The organism is Cellulophaga sp. RHA19, from assembly GCF_002813425.1.
GTDB lineage: Bacteria > Bacteroidota > Bacteroidia > Flavobacteriales > Flavobacteriaceae > Cellulophaga.
Genome location: NZ_PHUL01000001.1, coordinates 613,182 through 634,267 on the forward strand (window position 1 = coordinate 613,182; position 21,086 = coordinate 634,267).

The 21,086-nt window shown below is 32.6% G+C and carries 21 protein-coding genes; 13 read left to right on the forward strand and 8 right to left on the reverse strand.

From position 1 onward, the window contains the following. The first annotated feature begins 1 nt into the window (after window position 1). Both AX016_RS02645 and AX016_RS02650 read left to right on the forward strand, forming a co-directional pair. The gene (locus tag AX016_RS02645) at window positions 2–2,119 is read left to right on the forward strand and encodes a M56 family metallopeptidase (RefSeq protein WP_100894134.1); all 2,118 of its coding nucleotides are present in this window, start codon (window positions 2–4) and stop codon (window positions 2,117–2,119) included. A 117-nt stretch (window positions 2,120–2,236) separates the two neighbouring features. Beyond that, window positions 2,237–3,337 (forward strand): DUF4407 domain-containing protein, encoded by a 1,101-nt coding sequence (locus tag AX016_RS02650; protein WP_100894135.1) that lies wholly within the window; start codon window positions 2,237–2,239, stop codon window positions 3,335–3,337. A gap of 57 nt (window positions 3,338–3,394) precedes the next feature. Here the strand turns inward: AX016_RS02650 and AX016_RS02655 are convergent, their stop codons facing one another. Then, the gene (locus AX016_RS02655; protein WP_100894136.1) at window positions 3,395–5,047 is read right to left on the reverse strand and encodes a solute:sodium symporter family transporter; all 1,653 of its coding nucleotides are present in this window, start codon (window positions 5,045–5,047) and stop codon (window positions 3,395–3,397) included. Window positions 5,048–5,280: 233 nt separating this feature from the next. Here AX016_RS02655 and AX016_RS02660 point away from each other — a divergent pair, with 233 nt between their 5' ends. Beyond that, window positions 5,281–6,828 carry a hypothetical protein gene (locus AX016_RS02660; protein WP_330400291.1) on the forward strand — a complete coding sequence of 516 codons (1,548 nt, stop codon included), beginning with the start codon at window positions 5,281–5,283 and terminating at the stop codon, window positions 6,826–6,828. Between the two features lie 173 nt (window positions 6,829–7,001). Further along, window positions 7,002–7,706: a DsbA family oxidoreductase gene (locus AX016_RS02665; protein ID WP_100894137.1), complete on the forward strand. Its 705-nt coding sequence runs from the start codon at window positions 7,002–7,004 to the stop codon at window positions 7,704–7,706. Window positions 7,707–7,781: 75 nt separating this feature from the next. On the opposite strand, the gene AX016_RS02670 is transcribed toward AX016_RS02665, so the two are convergent. From AX016_RS02670 to AX016_RS02685, 4 genes are all read right to left on the reverse strand, one after another. Beyond that, window positions 7,782–9,209 (reverse strand): Gfo/Idh/MocA family protein, encoded by a 1,428-nt coding sequence (locus AX016_RS02670; RefSeq protein WP_100894138.1) that lies wholly within the window; start codon window positions 9,207–9,209, stop codon window positions 7,782–7,784. 104 nt (window positions 9,210–9,313) lie between these two features. After that, a complete protein-coding gene (locus AX016_RS02675) occupies window positions 9,314–9,985 on the reverse strand; it encodes an HD domain-containing protein (protein WP_100894139.1) in 672 nt (223 codons plus the stop codon). After that, window positions 9,982–10,719, reverse strand: coding sequence for a lysophospholipid acyltransferase family protein (locus AX016_RS02680; protein ID WP_100894140.1), 738 nt, complete (start codon window positions 10,717–10,719; stop codon window positions 9,982–9,984). The genes AX016_RS02675 and AX016_RS02680 overlap by 4 nt, the downstream gene beginning before the upstream one ends. Before the next feature lie 66 nt (window positions 10,720–10,785). Further along, window positions 10,786–11,196, reverse strand: coding sequence for a BrxA/BrxB family bacilliredoxin (locus AX016_RS02685; protein WP_100894141.1), 411 nt, complete (start codon window positions 11,194–11,196; stop codon window positions 10,786–10,788). A gap of 124 nt (window positions 11,197–11,320) precedes the next feature. On the opposite strand from AX016_RS02685, the gene AX016_RS02690 reads away from it, so the two are divergent. The 5 genes from AX016_RS02690 to AX016_RS02710 all read left to right on the forward strand — a co-directional run bounded on the left by AX016_RS02690 (window position 11,321) and on the right by AX016_RS02710 (window position 16,231). Continuing rightward, the gene (locus tag AX016_RS02690) at window positions 11,321–12,064 is read left to right on the forward strand and encodes a TerB family tellurite resistance protein (protein ID WP_100894142.1); all 744 of its coding nucleotides are present in this window, start codon (window positions 11,321–11,323) and stop codon (window positions 12,062–12,064) included. Window positions 12,065–12,098: 34 nt separating this feature from the next. Further along, entirely contained in the window at window positions 12,099–12,683 is a 585-nt protein-coding gene (locus tag AX016_RS02695; RefSeq protein WP_100894143.1) for a HupE/UreJ family protein, read from the forward strand. Between the two features lie 79 nt (window positions 12,684–12,762). Beyond that, window positions 12,763–13,185, forward strand: a complete 423-nt coding sequence (locus tag AX016_RS02700; RefSeq protein ID WP_100894144.1) for a deoxycytidylate deaminase — start codon at window positions 12,763–12,765, stop codon at window positions 13,183–13,185. Between the two features lie 7 nt (window positions 13,186–13,192). Continuing rightward, window positions 13,193–14,821, forward strand: coding sequence for a S41 family peptidase (locus AX016_RS02705; protein WP_100894145.1), 1,629 nt, complete (start codon window positions 13,193–13,195; stop codon window positions 14,819–14,821). A gap of 42 nt (window positions 14,822–14,863) precedes the next feature. Continuing rightward, a complete protein-coding gene (locus tag AX016_RS02710; protein WP_100894146.1) occupies window positions 14,864–16,231 on the forward strand; it encodes an aldehyde dehydrogenase in 1,368 nt (455 codons plus the stop codon). A gap of 57 nt (window positions 16,232–16,288) precedes the next feature. Here the strand turns inward: AX016_RS02710 and AX016_RS02715 are convergent, their stop codons facing one another. The 3 genes from AX016_RS02715 to AX016_RS02725 all read right to left on the reverse strand — a co-directional run bounded on the left by AX016_RS02715 (window position 16,289) and on the right by AX016_RS02725 (window position 17,270). After that, window positions 16,289–16,759, reverse strand: coding sequence for a hypothetical protein (locus tag AX016_RS02715; protein WP_100894147.1), 471 nt, complete (start codon window positions 16,757–16,759; stop codon window positions 16,289–16,291). A 97-nt stretch (window positions 16,760–16,856) separates the two neighbouring features. Further along, window positions 16,857–17,039 (reverse strand): hypothetical protein, encoded by a 183-nt coding sequence (locus AX016_RS02720; RefSeq protein ID WP_100894148.1) that lies wholly within the window; start codon window positions 17,037–17,039, stop codon window positions 16,857–16,859. A gap of 66 nt (window positions 17,040–17,105) precedes the next feature. Further along, window positions 17,106–17,270 (reverse strand): DUF1328 family protein, encoded by a 165-nt coding sequence (locus AX016_RS02725; RefSeq protein ID WP_100894149.1) that lies wholly within the window; start codon window positions 17,268–17,270, stop codon window positions 17,106–17,108. Between the two features lie 307 nt (window positions 17,271–17,577). On the opposite strand from AX016_RS02725, the gene AX016_RS02730 reads away from it, so the two are divergent. The 4 genes from AX016_RS02730 (at window position 17,578) to AX016_RS02745 (ending at window position 21,049) form a co-directional block, all read left to right on the forward strand. Next, window positions 17,578–18,087 (forward strand): Dps family protein, encoded by a 510-nt coding sequence (locus AX016_RS02730; protein WP_100894150.1) that lies wholly within the window; start codon window positions 17,578–17,580, stop codon window positions 18,085–18,087. Window positions 18,088–18,136: 49 nt separating this feature from the next. Then, window positions 18,137–19,018: a mechanosensitive ion channel family protein gene (locus AX016_RS02735; protein ID WP_100894151.1), complete on the forward strand. Its 882-nt coding sequence runs from the start codon at window positions 18,137–18,139 to the stop codon at window positions 19,016–19,018. Window positions 19,019–19,223: 205 nt separating this feature from the next. Then, window positions 19,224–19,850 carry an ABC transporter ATP-binding protein gene (locus AX016_RS02740; RefSeq protein WP_232732588.1) on the forward strand — a complete coding sequence of 209 codons (627 nt, stop codon included), beginning with the start codon at window positions 19,224–19,226 and terminating at the stop codon, window positions 19,848–19,850. After that, window positions 19,847–21,049, forward strand: a complete 1,203-nt coding sequence (locus tag AX016_RS02745; RefSeq protein ID WP_100894153.1) for an ABC transporter permease — start codon at window positions 19,847–19,849, stop codon at window positions 21,047–21,049. The genes AX016_RS02740 and AX016_RS02745 overlap by 4 nt, the downstream gene beginning before the upstream one ends. Window positions 21,050–21,086: the final 37 nt, after the last annotated feature.

The window sequence follows — 21,086 nt, forward strand, 5'->3', positions numbered from 1 at the left end:
TATGCTTATATACCTATTAAAATCTACAGCTTGTTTAGCCATATTATTTCTTTTTTATAAAGTGTTTTTAGAAGAGCAAAATATGCACAAGTTTAAACGTTTTTACCTACTAGCTGCTTTAGCTTTAAGTTTTGGTATACCGCTAATAACGTTTACAACATACATACAATTGCCAACAATAATTTATGAAACACCATTGGAGTATGGCAACAGAAATAGTACAGAAATTATTGCAGAACCTACCAATTACTGGCCATACATAATTTGGAGTATTTATGGCTTGGGCGTTTTAATTTTTAGTATAAAATTTATTAAAAACAGCACTAACCTATTTTTAAAAATAAAGCAAAATCCTAAGCAAAGGTTACAAAACCATACCAATGTACTGTTAACTGAGAAAACTACACCACATACTTTTTTAAGTTATATATTTTTAAATAAAAAAGCCTATCAACATAAAAAAATACCAAAAGAGGTGTTGCTGCATGAAATTACACATGCAAAGCAAAAACACTCTATAGATGTATTATTTATAGAGGTATTGCAAGTTGTATTCTGGTTTAATCCGCTTATCTATTTTATAAAGCATACTATTAAATTAAATCACGAATTTTTAGCAGACCAAGCAGTCCTAAATCAGGGTGCAGACACTGTTAGCTACAGAAAAATTTTACTCGCATTTTCATCAAATGCAACAGAGCCCCATATGGCAAACTCAATTAATTATTCATCAATCAAAAAACGATTTACAGTTATGAAAAAAAGAACCTCAAAACGGTCGGTTGTATTAAGAAGCTTACTGCTTATACCTTTAGCAGCATTGCTTTTTTACAGTTTTAGCAACCAAAAAACAGAAGAAGTATTAGTAGACACTCAAGCCTCACACACAAATAAAAATGTAGGGAAAGGTGCTTCAGGAAAAATGATGCAAGAGTATATTAATTACATTCAGAATTACCAAAACGCTAAGAAAAAGGTAATTAATATGCCAGATTATAATAGAGTAGTTGCCATTTATGATCTAATGACAGAAGAACAACGTGCAACCGTTACAGACCATAAAACTATTCTTAAATTTCCTAGCATAGATTTAAAAAACACAACAAAAAAAGCACCAACACAATCGGAGTTTAATTCTTGGAAAAACAAAGAAAACTTTGCTATTTGGATAGATAATAAACACGTTCCTAATTCTATATTAAACAAGTATTCGGCATCAGATATTCTTCATTTTAACAACAGTTATGTGTACAAAAATGCACGTAGCACAAAGTTTCCGCAAGAACACCAAGTAAATTTATTTACCAAACAAGGGTTTGCCAATACATACATTAAAGCTGATGTAAATACCTATAATAGTATACTCCAAAATTATAATAGCGAGTTAAATGTATTTAAAAATAACAACGCAATCTCTAACGATGATTTAGACATAAAAAATGTTCAATTAAAAAAACTTTATGCTGAGTTTAGCAAAGAAGAAATAGAAAAATACAACATTCTTTTCCCTGAAAGCATTCCTGTTAAAAATTCTGAACAGCCAGGTTTAGTTATAAAAGAAGAAAAACAAGATCCTTTAGAAACCTATAAAAAAGAATACAACACATATGTAACCTTAACTAAACAAGAGCCACATTATATACATAGGTCAGAAGCTGAGAAAAAGAAAATGGATGACCTTTTTACATTATTAGGTAGCCTGTACTTTAGCTTAAGCAAAGAGGATAGAGCTAAAGTAAAAAGAGTAAAAGCACCTATTTCACCATACGTTATGCTGATTAAGAATGGCAAAACAGAATACAAAAAAAGAAGCGAGTTAACGGCAGAAGATAAAAAATTATTACCACCACCTCCACCACCACCATTACCTCCATCAAATAACAAACAAGATTCTAAAGAACTTGCAAAAGCCAGAGCTACTTTTAAAAAAGATGCTAATGCATATGGTAATGCCGTTAGTGAATACAGAAAACAAGGAAAAGGGACTAGGGAAGAGTTAAATAAATTACACAAAAAAACAATGGAAAGCTATGAGAGATGTAGCGCTTTAATTAAAAAAGAAAAAGGAGCAGCTCCGTTACCACCACCGCCACCTCCTGCTCCACCAATAAAGAACTAATTATTCATAATAATGTCTTAAAAAGTAATAAAAAGCCTCATTTAGAGGCTTTTTCTGTAACAAATCATTGCAAAATGCGTTCTTATAGGTACATCAATCATCAAAAAAAGAACACTTATGATTAAACGTTTTTTTATACTCTGCTCCGGAGCAGATACTGCTATACTAGAAACTTGCTCTAACGGTGAGCAAAACAAATACGCTGGCATTGGCGCAACTGTATTTTTTACTGCTGTTATGGCTTTTATTGCTTGTGCATATGCATTATACACTGTTTTTGACAATGTTTACTACGCTGTGTTTTTTGGACTTGTTTGGGGCTTACTTATTTTTAATTTAGATCGTTTTATTGTTTCTACCATTAAAAAAAGAGACAATTTTAAAAGTGAATTGTTACAGGCCGCACCACGTATTGTTTTAGCTGTTATAATAGCCATTGTTATTTCAAAACCTTTAGAAATGAAGATTTTTGAAAAAGAAATAAATCAGGTTTTACTAGAACAAAAGAACGATTTAACGCTTGCAAACAAGGAACAAATTGCATTACAGTACAATCCAAAAAAGGAAGTCATTCATCAATCTATAGAAAAATTAAAACAAGATATTACAATTAAAGAAGCAGAAACCAACGCTCTTTACAACACTTACATTGCCGAGGCAGAAGGTAGAGAAGGTACTAAACTACTAGGCAAAGGACCTGTTTATGAAGAAAAAAGACAAAAACATGATGCTGCCTTGCAAGAATTACAAAAACTAAAAGAAACCAATGCAGTAAAAATTACAGCACTTGAAGAGCAAGCAGTGGCATTAGATACAGCATATGCTACTTCTGTTAAAGACTCGCAACCTATTATTGACGGTTTTGATGGTTTAATGGCGCGTATAACGGCTTTAAACAAGTTACCATGGTTGCCATCATTCTTTATATTTTTATTGTTCTTAGCAATAGAAACGTCTCCTATAATAGCAAAACTACTAGCTCCAAAAGGTATATACGATTATAAATTGGAAGAAGAAGAAAGTGTTGTAAAAACTTGGGTAACACAAAAGGTAGAACAACGCAATATGTTAATGCAAACAGATGCTGCTATTAACAAAAAAGTATATGAAGATATTGAACAAGAAAACGAAGTTTATAATTATAAAAAGCAACAAGCAGAAAAATTACTAAAACAACAAACTGATGCTTTCCATAACATACAAGCCAAAAACTTGTAATAAAAAAAGAGGCTAGTTTAGCAAAACTAGCCTCTTTATATTTTAAAATACAATTACTTAATTAGCAAAGTAAACGTATATAGCTACTACTATTAAACAAATAACAATACCTATTTGGTTTACGTACTTATAAGGCTTTATTTCTACTTGCTCTGTGTATTTTTGCTCAAAAGCAGTTTCTCTTGGCTTAATTTTACCAATAGCTAACATTATTAAAGAGTTTACTACGCATAATATAGCCATAACGTGTAAAAAGTGAGGGTAAGCATCTGCTTCTACTACAGCTAATGCATCTGCACCAGTAACTCCGGCTGCTTCTGCTTTTTCTAAGGCAGAGCTTACAAAATAAGGCTTCATTAAAAACTGACTAATAATATATAACAAAGAACCTGTTATAATACCAACTTTAGCCGCTACTGCAGGAACTCTTTTAGTTAAAAAACCAATAATTATTACTGAAAAAATTGGAATACTATAAATACCATTTACTTCTTGTAAATATCCAAATAAACTACCCGCATTTGCTATAAAAGGAGCAATAAACATTGCTGCCAAGGCCAATACAATTCCAAATATTTTACCGTTTTTAACTACTTTAGTTTCACTTGCCTCTGGGTTTATATGCTGTTTGTAAATATCTAAGCCAAATAAGGTTACAGAACTATTTAAAACACTATTAAAAGAACTTAAAATTGCACCAAATAATACTGCTGCAAAAAAGCCAACTAAATAGTCTGGCAATACTTTACCAACTAGTAAAGGGTATGCGCTAGAAGAGTCTATTTTACCTTCAAAAATATGAAACGCTATAATGCCTGGTAAAACTAAAATCAATGGACCTAATATTTTTATAAAAGAAGCCAATAACAATCCTTTTTGTCCTTCTGCTAAGTTTTTAGCACCTAAGGCTCTTTGTATAATTTGTTGGTTTGTTCCCCAATAAAAAAGGTTAACCAACATCATACCTGTAAAAATTGTAGAAAAAGGAACTGAGTCTGTTTTAGTTCCCATAGAGTTAAATTTCTCTGGGTTTTCTGTAGTTAAAATAGATAAACCATCCATTATACTACCGTCTCCAATATACATTAATCCAAAAACAGGAATTAAAATACCACCAATTAACAAACCTATTGCATTTATAGAGTCTGATACAACAACAGCTTTTAAACCTCCAAAAACTGCATAAATACCTCCTATAATTCCTATTCCCCAAACACATAGCCATATAGATGCTGTGTGACTAATTCCTAAGTTTTCTGGCACATTAAACATTCCGCTTATGGCAACAGAACCAGAGTATAAAATTACAGGTAATAATACAACTACATAACCTGTTAAAAACAAACCAGATGTTATTGTTTTTGTAGTAACATCAAAACGTTCTGCTAAAAATTGCGGTACAGTTGTTAAACCACCTTTTAAATACCTTGGTAATAAAAAAATAGCAGTAATAACTATTGCTATTGCTGCTAACGTTTCCCAAGCCATAACAGACAAACCATCTGTGTAAGCATCAGAATTTAAACCTACTAATTGCTCTGTAGAAAGGTTTGTTAGTAAAAGAGATCCTGCAATAACACCTGCAGTTAAACTTCTTCCTCCTAAAAAATACCCATCAGAAGAGTTTTCATTTGTTTTTCTTGTAGCCAAATAAGATATAACGGCCACCAAAACTGTAAAGCCCACAAAGGACAGTAATGTTAATAACATAGTGCTAAATAAGTTTGGTTTAAGCTTATAAATATATCGGATTATTTTGTGGATAAAAAATAACACAGACATCATTTATATCTCTTTTGTTATAAATTCAACCGAAAACGATGTAGTTCAACTTAAACTTTAATGTAATCCTAAAACAATTGCTATTTTAGGAATACTTTTTTTTAATGTATGTAACATTTAAAGATACCAAGCGTTACTATAAAGTAATCTTAAGAAAACTAATGATGAAGAAAATTGCAATGCTACTCTTGTTACTTATTGGCTTTACTGCCACTGCACAAAAAATGCAGGTAACTTATAAGTTTAGTGAAAAATATGCCGATAGATACAAATACTCTAATTTGCTTACCATTGATAACGATGGCGCAAATGGGTCTGTACTTGTACGCTCCTATTATACTGGCTTAATTTTAAAGCCTAAAGGGTATTACATAGAGCATTACAATAAAAACTTAGATCTGGTAAGCGAGTATAATTACAAACTAAAAGACAAGGATTTTGTAAATGGTTTTATAAACAACGGACAACTATACCTTATATTTTTAGAGTTTAACGCTGCAAAAGAAAGTTATGATTACATAGTACACCAAAGTCCGTTAGACAATTTTGCTTTTACACAAAAAACTATCTTATCTGTACCGTCTAAACAAGTAGACAACCCATTAGACAAAAACTACTATAACCGTAATTTTGCATCTGGTTTTACAACATCTGTATTATTTAACAAACGTAAAGATGCCTTTGTAATTAGCGCACACTTTAAAAAGGCGAAAGATAATCAGCATTTTATTTATGTTTTTGATAATAACTTAGATTTAGTAATTACACACGACTTTTCTGCTGAAGTTGAAACAAAAAATTATGCTTTTGAAAGCGTTGAAATCACAAAAGACAAAAAAGAAGTATTCTTGGTTGCTAAAGCATATTTTAAAAAGAGACGTTTTTCTGCCCTAGAGCGTAAATTTCAGTACGAATTATTAAAGGTTTCTGAAGAAGAAAGGGTTATGAAAACTTTTGATGAACCTGGTAAATTTTTAGAGGCTTTAAAACCAATACTTACAGATGAAAAACTTGTTTGCGTAGGTTTTTATGCTACACGTAAAGACAACAGATATAACGGCCTTAGTTATTTTAAGTTAGATGAAGGCTCTTTAGACATTAAAGACAAAAAGTTTATTCCGTTTTCTGCACAGTTTATGGCAGACAAATTTGGAAAGGAAGATGACAATAAAGAAATTAAAAACTTAATCTTTAAAAATGCGGAAATAGCTAGTGATGGCTCAATACTTTTTAATGCCGAAGAATATTTTGTAACATCTGGTTACCAAAGTAATCCAGGTGGTGGATCTAGAGTTAAAATTAGCAGGTACCATTACAATGATATGGTTGGCGCTAAACTTAGTGATGATGGCGACCTTATTTGGGTACGTAACATTAATAAGTCTGAGGTTACACAAGGTGATGGTGCATACGCATCATACAGTACATTTACAAAAGGAGACAACACTTACTTTTTTATAAGCACAGCGGCAGAAAATCCACAACTAATAAATAATGAGCGTTTGGTATTTAGACAAGGTTTAAGCAGAAACAGAAACATATTTTTAATTAAGTTAGATGCAAAAGGCTTTATGACTTATGATAAAATTATAGATAGTAAAACAGCTAGGTTACCGCTAATGATTTCTAAGCCATTAACTAACAAAAACAATATTTTGTTTTACGCAAAGCGTGGCACAAAAAAGCAAATGGTAGAAGTAGCTTTTTAAAAAGCAAACCTTATAAATTACAATCCTCTTGCTAAAAGTAAGAGGATTTTTTTTGTTTAAACTGATCTTCTTTTTCAATTAATTATTAAAACCACTAACATCTAATTCCTTCCTGAAAGGTTTCCACCGTATTTTCGTCTAACAATACATTAATACTAAAAGATAAAATAGTTATGCAAATACATATATGGTCTGATATTAGATGCCCGTTTTGTTACATTGGTAAACGTAACTTTACAGCAGCATTAGATAAATTTCCGCACAAAGACAAAATTACTGTAGAGTGGAAAAGTTTTGAATTAGATCCTAACTTAAAAACGCAAACAGATATTAATGCTATAGACCACTTTATGCAAAGCAAAGGTGTAGACGAGGTTAATGCTAAAGGTATGTTTAACAGAGTTACAGAAATGGCTAGTGGTGTTGGTCTTAATTTTAAAATTGAAGACATTGTTACCGCTAATTCTTTAAATGCGCACCGTTTATTACAATATGCAAAAACAGTAGGTTTTACAGATGCTACCAAAGAAGCATTGCTAAAAGCACATTTAGAAGACGGGAAAAATATAGATGATATCTCATTTTTAGTAGATACAGCTGTCTCTGTTGGTATGGACAAAACTACTGTTGAAGAAATATACAAAACAGATGCTTTTACCTACGAGGTTAGACAAGACGAAATGGAAGCTCGCAACATAGGCGTTAGCGGTGTGCCTTTTTTTGTGTTAGATAACAAGTATGGAGTTTCTGGAGCACAACCAGTAGAAGCTTTTACTGAGGCTTTAGAACAAGCTTGGGAAAAACATCAAAAAGAGTCATTAACCATTTTACCAACAACAGGCGGAGAATCTTGTGATGTAGATGGCAATTGTGATTAATTTACAATTTCAAATAAATAAAAAGGCGCTATTAGCAAATGTTAATAGCGCCTTTTTTATCTTTTTATAAAACTTTTATTCTAGTTCCCATCCTTTTCTATAGTCACGAGAAACCCATTCGTTGGCCATATCAAAATTTGTAACTTTCATATTGGCGGCGTCCCATTTTATGGTACGTCTACCAGGGTAGTTATAAGGATCCCAATCTCCTACTTTTTTACCCGCTTTTAGTGTTTTATATTGGTATGCTTTAATAGCTAAATTACCCATAAGCACACCCTCTGTTAATGGTCCGGCTTTAGTTACAAAGTCTGATGATGCGGTTGTACCATTTAAACAACCCTCTACCCAGTTATTTTGATGTCCTGCAGAACCACCTTTTATTCTTGGCAATGTTTCTTTTGGTTTATTAAACATACTATTGACATCTGCTGGTAACAGTCTAGGATTAGCAGAATACACATCTGTTAAAATAATACCTTTTGTACCGTGAAAAACTACGCCACCATCTCCGTTTCCTAGTTTTTCACCATCGGCTAACTCACTAGGAATATCTGGCATAATTCCGCCATCATACCAATTTAAATCTATACTTCCTTGGTTTGGTGCATCTACTTTTAAACGCACTACAGATGAAGGCGGACAAGAGCTAGAGTAATCTGCCTCTACAAAATCTCCTACCCAAGTAGTTGTACAACTAGCCTCTGCTTCTGTTGGTGATCCTAAACCTAAAACACTATATGGAGTTTCCATAATATGGCAACCCATATCACCTAAAGCACCTGTTCCAAAGTCCCACCAACCACGCCATTTAAATGGCAAATAAGCAGGATTATAATCTCTCATAGCCGCTGGCCCTAACCATAAATCCCAATCTAACTCTTTAGGAATTGGGTGTCCGCCTGCTGGTGTTTTTACTCCTTGTGGCCACACTGGTCTGTTGGTCCAACAATCTACTTTAGTAACATCTCCAATTACACCAGCATCTATCCATTCTTTAGCTGTTCTACTACCAGGACTAGATGCTCCTTGGTTCCCCATTTGGGTAATAATTCCGTTTTCTTTAGCTACTTTGGTCATTAACCTTACCTCCTCAATATTGTGCGCTAAAGGTTTTTCTACATACGCGTGTTTTTTGGCACGCATAAAAGGCAATGCAATGGTAGCGTGTGTGTGGTCTGGTGTTGCCACCATAATAGCATCAATTTCATTTAAATGCTTATCATACACTTCTCTAAAGTCCTTATACCTTTTTGCTTTTGGGTGTAATTTATGACTGGCAGCAACTCCTCTTTCATCTACATCACAAAGAGTAACAAACTTAACTTTACCTGTTTCTGTAAGTTCTTTAATTACAGATGATCCTCTACCTCCTACTCCAAATGCTCCTATGTAAAGTGTATCACTAGGTGGCACGTGATTTTTACCAAGTACAAAACTTGGAACAATAGAAAATGCAGCAGAAGATGCAGCTACATTTTTTATAAATTTTCTTCTTCCCATAATAAGGTTGCTTATAGTTTACTGGTTGAAGATACATAAAAAATACAAGCAACACTTTTGCAAAAAATGTTAAAAGAAAAACTATAACGTTGTAGTAAAACCTATTATTCTTTACCGTTCCACTCGTTATAAAACTGCTCTAAAAAAGCCTCCATATAAGAATGTCTTTGTGTCGCTAGCTTTGTACCAGTTTTGGTATTCATTTTATCTTTTAAAAGCAGTAATTTTTCATAAAAATGATTAATTGTTGGTGCTGTAGATTTTTTATATTCCTCTTTAGTCATATTTAAATTGGGAGCAATATCTGGGTTGTACATTTCCCTATTTTTAAATCCCCCATAATTAAAAGCACGTGCTATACCAATGGCGCCAATGGCATCTAACCTATCTGCATCTTGCACCACTTGTAGCTCTAAGGACGTAAAAGGTTTTGCTGTAGTTGCATCATCAACCTTTAAACTACTTTTAAAAGAAATGTTTTCTATAATTTTTACAACGTGATCTATAATTTTTTCATCAACCTGTATAGATCTTAAAAAATCTGTTGCCATTTTAGGACCAACAGTTTCATCGCCATTATAAAATTTAGCATCAGCAATATCATGTAATAACGCACCAAGAGCAACTACTAATTGGTCTACAGCTTCATCCTTAGCCAAAAGCATTGTGTTATTGTACACACGCTCTATATGAAACCAGTCGTGACCACCTTCTGCACCTTCTAAAGTTTTTTTTACAAAGGCTTTAGTTTGTGCAATTATATCAGAATTTATCATTTAAAAGAGGTTACGCCAGCGGTTACTGTTTGTTCTACTTGTGCAATTATATCGTCTGCATTTCCTTTAATTTCTATAGGTGTGTGCACGTCTATTGTAAAGTGACTACCTAAACCATATGGGTATTTACCGTATTTTAAAAGTTTCCAAGAATTGTTAATACTTATAGGAACTATTAAGGCTGATGGTGCATTTTTCATAAGAATTTTAAGTCCCATTGGTTGAAACCTTTTAGGATGCCCTGTTCTACTTCTGGTACCTTCTGGAAAAATTACGGCACTACGCTTGTGTTTTTCTATGTATTTACCAAGTTTAGCAATTTCTGTAAGTGCTTGCCTAGCATCTTTACGGTCTATTAAAACAGAACCTCCGTGCCTTAAATTATAAGATACACTTGGTATTCCTTTACCTAACTCCTTTTTACTCACAAATTTTGGGTGATTTTTTCTAAAAAACCAAATAAGTGGCGGAATATCGTTCATACTCTGGTGGTTTGCCACAAATATAATAGGCCTATCTGTAGGTATTTTTGCCTCTTTTTTAAACGAATAACGCGTACCTAAAAAGTGTGTGCTACGCATTAAAAACCAATTTAAGATACTAACACTTTTTTTATGTGCGGTGTAACCAAACACATTAAAACAAACCCATTGTATAGGATGAAAAATGATTAGTGATAATCCAAAGGATAAAAAATACAATGCCGTTAACGGGTATGATATTAGTTTTTGCATGCTACAAAAATAAAAAAACCGCCCTATGTATAGAGCGGTTTTTTAAGATAATTTAAATTCTATTAATTAACAGAATTCATCATAAGCTTGTTTTAAGTTTTCAGCAATCATTTCTGCTGGTCTACCTTCAATGTGGTGACGTTCTATCATATGCACTAACTCTCCGTTTTTAAACAAAGCCATACTTGGCGATGATGGAGGAAAAGGAACCATAAGTCCTCTTGCTGCATTAACTGCGTCTGTATCTACACCTGCAAAAACTGTAACAGTATTACTTGGTTTTTTATCGTTAAGTAAACTCATTTTTGCGCCTGGTCTTGCATTAGCAGCAGCACAACCACAAACAGAGTTAACTACCACTAAAGTAGTACCTTCTGCATTTATTGCTTTTTCTACAGCTTCTGCTGTGAATAATTCCTCAAAACCTACAGAGGTTAAATCCTCTCTCATTGGTTTTACTAATTCTGCTGGGTACATATATTTTAATTTTATTATGTTAATAAGCGTTACTACAAAAGTAACTAATTTGTCGCATTTTTCTATAAACCTTAACTTTTCATTTAATCTTAACCTTTATCTTTGAAAAAATTTAGAAAAAAGTATGTTAAAATGGATAGCTGCGATACTAGGCAGCATATTTTTTAAAATCCCTGGAGGTATTGCCGGCTTTTTTATTGGTAGCCTTTTAGACAACCTTACTGGAAGTAAAAATAATAGAGGCGGAAATACTGTTTTTAATGATATGACGCGCCAAAAAGTCTCTCCTGCAGATTTTGAAATGCAATTAATATCACTCTGTTCTATTGTTATAAAAGCAGATGGAAAAGTTAGCCAACCAGAGCTAGACTATGTACGCCAATATTTTGTACAGACTTACGGTAAAGAAAAAGCAAATGCCATTTTTAGAACCTTTAATGAGGTTAATAAAAAGCACGAGATTTCTGCAAAGCGCATTTGTTACTATTTAAATCAGCGTGTACGTTATGAGGTTAGGTTACAATTAGTACATTTTTTATTTGGCATTGCACAGGCAGATGGTTCTGTTACTGGTGCAGAAGTAGAAGTAATTAGAGATATTGCTGCTTACTTTAAATTAGGAAAAAGAGATTACGAAAGTGTAAAAGCAATGTTTGTAGCATCTGCAGATACGGCTTATAAAATACTAGAGATTGATAAAAGTGCTACAGATGACGAGGTTAAAAAAGCCTATAGATCTATGGCAAAAAAATACCACCCAGATAAAGTTGTTACTCAAAATGAAGCCATAAAAAAAGGAGCTGAAGAAAAATTTAAAGAGGTACAAAAAGCATATGAAACTATACAGAAAGAACGTGGTATCAGCTAGTTAATTTTTAATCATTTATTTATAAAAAGAAATTATGGAACAGTTTTTATTTTACATAGGATTAGGTTTAGAGCACGTATTAGACCTTAGTGCTTATGATCATATTTTATTTTTAACTGCTTTAGCCATTCCTTTTTCGTTTAAAGATTGGAAAAATGTTTTACTCTTAGCTACCGTTTTTACTGTTGCGCATTGCTTCTCTTTAGGCTTATCTAGCTACGGATATGTTACACCTGACACTGGTTTAATAGAATTTCTAATTCCGGTAACTATTTTTATTACAGCATTATTTAATATTTATGCTGCTAAAAACAAGCAAACTTTAGCATCTATAAAATTACACGTTATTGCCACCGCCTTTTTTGGTTTGGTTCACGGTTTTGGTTTCTCTAACTATTTTAAAATGCTAATGGCAGAGGAAGAAAATAAATTTACACCATTACTTGGCTTTGCTACAGGTATAGAAATGTCTCAACTATTAATATTGGTCTTAGCGCTTGCATTAACTTTTGTAGTAGTAAGCTTATTTAAAGTTAAACAGTGGCTGTATGCCATAGTAGCATCTATAATTGTATTAGCTATTACAATACCAATGTTAATAGATACGTTCCCATACTAAAAGGTTTTAGTGTTAAAATTATCCTTTATTGATTGTGTGCGTTAGCTAAAGCCTGTATCTTGTGGCCATTACAACAAAAATGAAAGACAGTAAACAAAAAAAATACGACGAAGCTTACCTACGTATGGCTCAGGAATGGGCAAAATTATCATACTGTGATCGTAAGCAAGTAGGTGCAATTATTGTAAAAGATAGAATGATAATTTCTGACGGATACAATGGAACACCAACTGGTTTTGAAAACATTTGTGAGGATGAAGAAGGATACACAAAATGGTATGTATTACATGCTGAAGCAAATGCAATATCTAAAGTAGCTTCTTCTACACAATCTTGTACAGGTGCAACTTTATACATTACGTTATCTCCTTGCAAAGAATGTAGCAAGCTTATACACCAGTCTGGCATAGTACGTGTGGTATACCAAAATGCTTACAAAGACGATTCTGGATTAAAATTTTTAGAAAAAGCAGGCATAAAATTAACTCATTTACCACTGTAATAGTAGTATGAAAAATAAAATGTATTACATATGGCCCATTGTAATTGCCGCAGCTTTAGCGTTTGGTATTTTACTTGGTGGTAAGTTAAACTTTAACGATTCTCCTGAGCGTCTTTTTACAACCAACTCTAAAAAAGACAAATTAAACAGGCTTATAGACTACATAGATTATGAGTATGTAGACGATGTTAATACAGACAGTATTGTAGATGTTACCGTAAATAATATTTTAGGCAAGCTAGATCCACACTCGGTTTATATTCCTAAAAAAGAAATGGCTGAAGTATCTGAAAGTATGAAAGGTGACTTTGTTGGTATAGGTATTAATTTTTATATGTACCAAGATACCATTTCAGTTATTAAAACAGTAGAAAACGGACCTAGTTACAACAAAGGCATACAAGCCGGCGACCGTATTTTAAGAGCAAATGGCGAGGAGTTATTTGGCAAAAAGCTAGCAAGTGGTAGCATTGTAGACCAACTAAAAGGCAAAAGAGGCTCTACTATAGACTTAGAAGTTTACCGTAAAAAAGAAGACCGTACATTTACTGTATCAGTAAAAAGAAATACCATACCCTTAAAAAGTGTAGATAGCTATTATATGCTAACCAAAGATATTGGTTACATAAAGGTTAACAGGTTTGCAGAGTCTACCTATAAAGAATTTAAAACTGCTCTTAAAGCATTACAAAAACAAGGTGCAACCAAACTTACCCTAGACCTAAGAGACAATCCTGGTGGTTATTTAGGTATTGCAGAGCAAATGGCTGATGAGTTTTTAAAAGACGGAAAACTTATTTTGTTTACTAAAAATAAAAAAGGTACAATTGAAAATGCTTATGCTACAGACAAAGGTAGTTTTGAAGATAAACCAGTTTTTGTATTAATTAATGAGCGTTCTGCTTCTGCTAGTGAAATTGTTGCGGGCGCATTACAAGATAATGATATAGGTACAATTGTAGGTAGACGCTCTTTTGGAAAAGGCTTAGTACAACGAGAAATGGATTTAGGCGATGGCTCTGCCGTGCGCTTAACTATTTCTAGGTACTACACACCAACAGGAAGATCTATACAGCGTGATTATAAAAAAGGTAATGTAGATTATTACCAAGAATTAATGAAACGTTATGCAAACGGGGAAATGCGCGATGCAGATAGTATCAAAGTTGCAGATTCACTAAAATATATTACTCCAAAAGGAAAAACCGTATATGGTGGTGGTGGTATTATACCAGACGAGTTTGTACCTATTGGAAACAATGAACAAGAAGCAATTATAGACTTAGACAGCTATGGTTTTATATCATACTTTACTTTTGAACATTTAGACAAAGACAGGTCTAGATATAATATGTTCTCTAGAGAAGAATTTATTAGAGATTTTAAGGTTGATGAAAATCTGTTTGTAGAGTTTATTACTTACGCTAAAAAGAACAATCTTTCTTTAGACTTTTACAAGTATGAGGTTAGTTTAAAAAGATACTTAAAAGCAACTTTAGCAGATCAGTTATTTGATGCTAATGCATATGCAGAAATAAAAAGTAAATCTGACCCAATGCTACAAAAGGTTTTAGAACTTACAAATGAGAATTTTGAAGACAAAGACCTGCAAAATCAGGAGGAAATAGACAACTAGTATTTAACATACACAAAGCTCTTTTTTGGTATATTGCATACCATGATGGAGATACTACAAAAGCAACACGCGTTTTTTAAGTCACAACAAACCAAAGACATAACATACCGTAAACAAGCTTTAAAAAAACTTAGGCAAGAAATTATAATTAGAGAAGCTGCAATATGCGATGCTATTTATGAAGATTTTAAAAAGCCTAGATTTGAGTCTATGGCGGCAGAAACACAGTTTGTTTTAGCTGAGCTTAACTACACCATTAAAAACATTAAAAAATGGGCTAGACCAGAAAAAGTGTCTGGTGCATTATTAAATTTTCCATCATCAGACTGGTTGTATAAAGAGCCTTATGGGACTGTGCTTATTGTTGCACCTTGGAACTATCCTTTTCAACTAGCAATTGCCCCCTTAATTGGCGCCATTGCAGCAGGTAACACGGCAGTTATAAAACCATCAGAAATAACACCAAACACCTCTAAAATTATAGTAGAACTAATTACTGCAATTTTTAAGGATGAATATGTTGCCGTTGTAGAAGGAGGCGTAGAAGTATCTAAAAACTTATTAGCTCAAAAATGGGATTATATTTTTTTTACAGGTAGTACCAATGTCGGTAAAATATTTTACAGAAGCGCAGCAGAACACTTAACACCCATTACTCTAGAACTTGGAGGTAAAAACCCAGCTATTGTAGATCAAACTGCCAATATAAAACTTGCAGCAAAGCGTATTGCTTGGGGTAAATTTTTAAATGCGGGGCAAACTTGTATTGCTACAGATTACATTTTAGTACACAAAGATGTAAAAGATAAATTAGTAGCAGCTTTGCAACAAAGTATTTTAGACTCCTATGGCAAAGATATAGAGGCATCTAAAGATTATGCACGTACGGTTAGTAAAAACCATTTTAACAATTTAACTGAATTATTACAAGGGCAAGAAATTATTTTTGGCGGACAAACAAATGCAAACGATAATTACATAGCTCCTACACTTGTTAACGAACCTAGTTTAGATAGTAAGTTAATGCAAGGAGAAATTTTTGGGCCTATTTTACCAATCATTTCATATACTACAGAAAAAGATATAGAAAAACATATTATGAACTATGGTAAGCCACTTGCCACATATGTTTTTTCTACAAACAGGAAATTTCAACAAAAAATAATAACCAAATACAGTTTTGGTGGCGGTGCAATTAACGATACTGTTATACACATTACTAATAAAAAACTTCCGTTTGGCGGTGTAGGTTCTAGTGGTATTGGCGCTTATCATGGTAAAACTTCTTTTGATATTTTTTCACATCAAAAAGCCATTATAAAAAGAGCCAATTGGCTAGAGGCTCCTTTGCGTTACCCACCATACAACTTACCGCTAAAAATAGTAGAAAAAGTAAAGCACTTGTTTTAAATAAAAAAAGGCGAATAATTGTACAATTATTCGCCTTTAAAATATTTTATTCTTTGTTTAGAACTGGTATCTAATACCTAATGCTATATCTAAGTCTAGATCATCAGAATACTTATCATTAAATCCTAGTTCTGGTCTCATATCTAAAGATAAAATTAAAGGAATATCAAAATTATATTCTATACCTATATCACCAGCAACTAAAGCAAAAGTACCGTCGTTTTCTCCTGCATCAAAAGATCCAATACCTGCACCTGCACCAACAAACCAGTTAAAATTACCATCTAAAGGCATTACCCATTGGTATAAACCAACTAGTTTAAATGCATCTACATCATTAGAATCTCTCCATCCTAAATCTACTTCTAATCTGTTATTTTCTCCTAAATGACGCTGGTAAGATACTTCCCCTCCAAAACCATCATTGTCTCCTAAACGTAAACCAATTGCATTTTCAGAAATTGATTGTGCTTGTACACTACAAACCGTTAGTGCTAAGATTGAAAATAAACCTAATATCTTTTTCATTGTTTTTTGTTTTAATTATTAAATATACGATGTAAACACTAAAAAAAGACAACTATAGGGTTGTCTTTTTTTACTAAAATTATGTTAATTTTAATTATTAGTTATCATCAACAGCATCATCAATTTCGTCTCCAACTTCCTCTACTCCTTCTTCAAGTCCGTCTCCTACTTCTTCTACTCCGTCTTCAATTTTTTCTCCTGTAGTTTTTGTATCTCTACAACTTGTAAATACTGATCCTACTGCAAATGCTATTACTGCAAAATATGCTATCTTTTTCATAATTGTTGCTTTTAATGTTGTTGTTTTTTTCGTTTTATTTTGTGTGTATGTGTCTGTGTTGGGGCACTAAATATTTCTTTTTCTTCCTGTAATTAATGACACTACAAAAAGTATCAGAAATAAAAAGAATAAAATTTTAGCGATACTGGCAGCACCTGCTGCAATACCTCCAAATCCTAAAACTCCTGCTATTAAAGCTAGAACCACAAACGTAATTGTCCATCTCAACATAATATTTTTAATTTAAAGGTTAATACTATTATTTTTTTTGAATACTTAAATTCTATACAGCAAAGATGAAGCTTGTTTAGAGATCATCTTGACACAATCAATCCAATTCTTAACTCATTTAAAAACAAGTAAATAATACCCTTTATATATATAATAGGTATAGTTTTCTAAATATAGTATTAGAGTTAAAAATCAAATTAAAAGAGCTAAACCAATTTAATAGGTATAAGTAGTTTTGTTGCAGACATATTAAGTATAAGAAAATAATGATTATGCTTTTTTTAATCAAACTAAACCCCACAACCTTATGAATTATTTAAATATTAGCGACAATAAATTAGTGCCTGTTGTAGGCGAACTAAATATGCTTTTAGCAGACTACAGTGTGTATTACCAAAAATTGAGAAGTTTTCATTGGAATGTTCTTGGACAAAACTTTTTTGATTTACACGAAAAATTTGAAGAACTATATACAGATGCAAGAATAAAAATTGATGCTGTTGCAGAAAGAGTATTAACCTTAAGATACCACCCAGTAAGTAATTTTAGTAAATACTTACAAATTTCTTCTCTTGAAGAAGTATCACCATTGATAACAGACAAAGAAATGGTCTCTGAAATACTAGGCGATCATCAAAAAATATTAAAACAGATGAAAATTACTATTGAAGCTGCAGAGGAAGCAGGTGATGAAGGTACAATGGATATGATGGGATCTTACATTGCAGATTTAGAAAAATCTAGTTGGATGTTAGATGCTTGGCGAAAAAACACAGAAGACCAACTAAAAATAAGAGCTAAAGAAATGACTTCATAAAGGTTATTGCTCATAAAAAGCAATTAATAACCTTATAAATTTTTAAAATATGAAAAATAAAATTGAAGCCTCTTTTATAGATATTTATGATAAAATAGAAGGTTGGGTAACAACTTTAATTGAAAATTTACCCAACATAATAGTTGCCATTATTGTAATGGTGATATCATACTATGCTGCTCGCTTTGTAAACAAATGGGTAGTAAAATTAGCATCTAAACGTATACCGCAAGACAGTATATCTAACCTTGTTGGGCGCATTAGTGCTACTGCTGTTGTTCTTTTAGGGCTATTTTTAGCCTTAGGTGCAATGGACTTAAGCAAAACATTAAATACCTTACTTGCCGGTGCTGGTATATCTGGTTTGGTAATTGGTTTAGCCCTGCAAGGAACACTTTCTAACTTATTATCTGGTGTTGTTTTATCGTTTAGAAAAAAGATTGAAATAGGAAACTGGATAGAAACCAATGGTTACTCTGGTGAAGTAATGGACATTAATTTAAACAGTCTGGTACTTAAAGAGTTTGATAATAATTTGGTGGTTATACCCAACAAAACTATAATAGAAAACCCTTTTAAAAATTACTCACTAACAACACGTATGAGAATAGTTGTATCATGTGGTGTTGGGTATGAGTCGGATTTAGAACAGGTTCAAAAACTAACAAAAGAAGCAGTTGGTAGTTTATATAAAAACGACGATGATTCTGAAATAGAGTTTTACTACACAGAGTTTGGAGACAGCTCTATAAACTTTATATGTAGGTTTTGGGTAGATGCAGAAAATGCCAAAAACAAATTAGACGCTAAAAGTGTTGCAATTAAAGCAATTAAAAAACACTTTGATGCAAACGACATTAACATTCCGTTCCCTATTAGAACTTTAGAATTTAATAACAAACTAAATATAAACTCACCCAACAAAGAATAATTAATAAAATACATAGAAAAACAAACAAGTTTATTGTTGTTGAGTAGTAACATATTCAACGTTTTATTTGTTTGGTTTGTGGTGATGAAAAAGACTTCTTTTAAGTAAGAGGTCTTTTTCTTTTTTATAACCACTGTAGATTTCATAATAAATTCTTAAATACAAAAACGGTATGTGTGTACTTACTATATTTGTGTTTAAGCTTATGATAAAAACAAGTAAACTTCAATTTTCATACTCATCAGAAAACAGTTTTAGTTTTCCTGATATTTCTCTGCTGCAAGGAGAGCATTTGCTAATATTAGGATCTTCTGGTGTAGGCAAAACTACTCTTTTACATTTATTAGCTGGTTTACTACCTGCTAGTTCTGGTAGTATTACTGTTGGTAGCACAGAGCTACAAAATTTATCTAGAAAAGAACTAGATGCCTTTAGAGGTAGAGAAATGGGTATCATTTTTCAAAACGACTATTTTATAAATGCACTTTCTGTTGAAGAAAATTTAGCACTACGACTTTATTTTCCTGATAAAAAGAAAGATACCACTAGAATAAAAGAATTAGCTGAAAGACTTGACATAAGCAACTTATTACACAAAAAAGTAATCGCTTTAAGTGAAGGTCAGCGCCAACGGTTATCTATTGCCTTGGCCTTAATAAATAAACCAAATGTAATTTTTGCAGATGAACCTACTGCAAGCTTAGATGATAAAAATTGTGAAAAAGTAATTGCATTACTTAAAGAAGAAGCTAATACTAGTAATGCTAATTTACTTATAATTACGCATGACCAAAGAGTAAAAACAATGTTCAAAAACCACTTGTATTTATGAATCTTGTAAAACTCAGTTTTAAAAATCTAATATCTAAGCCACTTAATGCTTTACTTAGCTTATTACTTTTAGTTTTAAGTGTGGCTTTGGTTACGTTTATGCTTCAATTAAGCGACCAAGTAAAAGGCAATTTAGACAAAAATATAAAACCAGTAGACTTGGTTGTAGGCGCAAAAGGTAGCCCGTTACAGTTGGTACTTTCATCGGTCTTACATATAGATGCACCTACAGGAAATATTAAATTAAAAGACGCCGAAAAACTAAGAAAAAGTAGACTTGTAAAAACAGCTGTTCCTGTTTCTTATGGTGACAATTATAAGGGCGTACGCATTTTAGGCACAGAAACTAGTTACTTAAAATTATACAATGCTGAGTTAGCAACAGGTGAGTTATTTAGTAAATCACAGCAAGTAGTTTTAGGTAGTACAACTGCTAAAAAACTACAATTAAAAATTGGAGATACTTTTTTAAGTTCTCACGGTTTAGCAGACCAAAGCCTAGAGGAGCATCACGGACACCCATTTAAAGTAGTTGGTATTTTAAAGCCAACAGGTAGCGTTGTAGATAATTTAATTATTACAAATTTAGAAAGTATTTGGGATGTTCACGGTCACGCTGAAGAAGAAGATGATGAACACCACCACGAAGAAGACCTAGAGGTTACATCATTACTTATACAATTTAGCAATCCAATGGCTATGATGCAATTGCCAAGGTATATTAACGATAAAACCAATATGCAGGCAGCATTACCATCTTTAGAGATTAACCGTTTGGTAAAGCTACTAGGTGTTGGTGTACAAACCATACAGCTTATTGCTATTGCTAATCTATTAGTATCTGGTTTAAGTATTTTTATTAGTCTTTTAAAGGCAATTAGGGAGCGTAGACAAGAACTAGCGTTATTACGTACTTATGGTGCTACAGCTACACAGTTACTTTGGTTGGTTCTTTTAGAAGGTCTATTTTTAGGCTTCATAGGTTATGTTATTGGTTGGTTAATTGGCAGATGTGGACTTTGGATTATATCTAACTACGCACAAAACAGCTACGGTTATACTTTTAACTTAGCTACAATAACTAAGTGGGAAGCCATACTATTAGTTGCTACTTTAGGAATTACCGTTGTAGCGTCTGTACTGGCTTCGCTATCTGTTTTTAAACTAAATGTTTCTAAAATTTTATCTTCAGAAAAATAAAAAACACATTTGGAATAATTATTGGATTACTACCTTT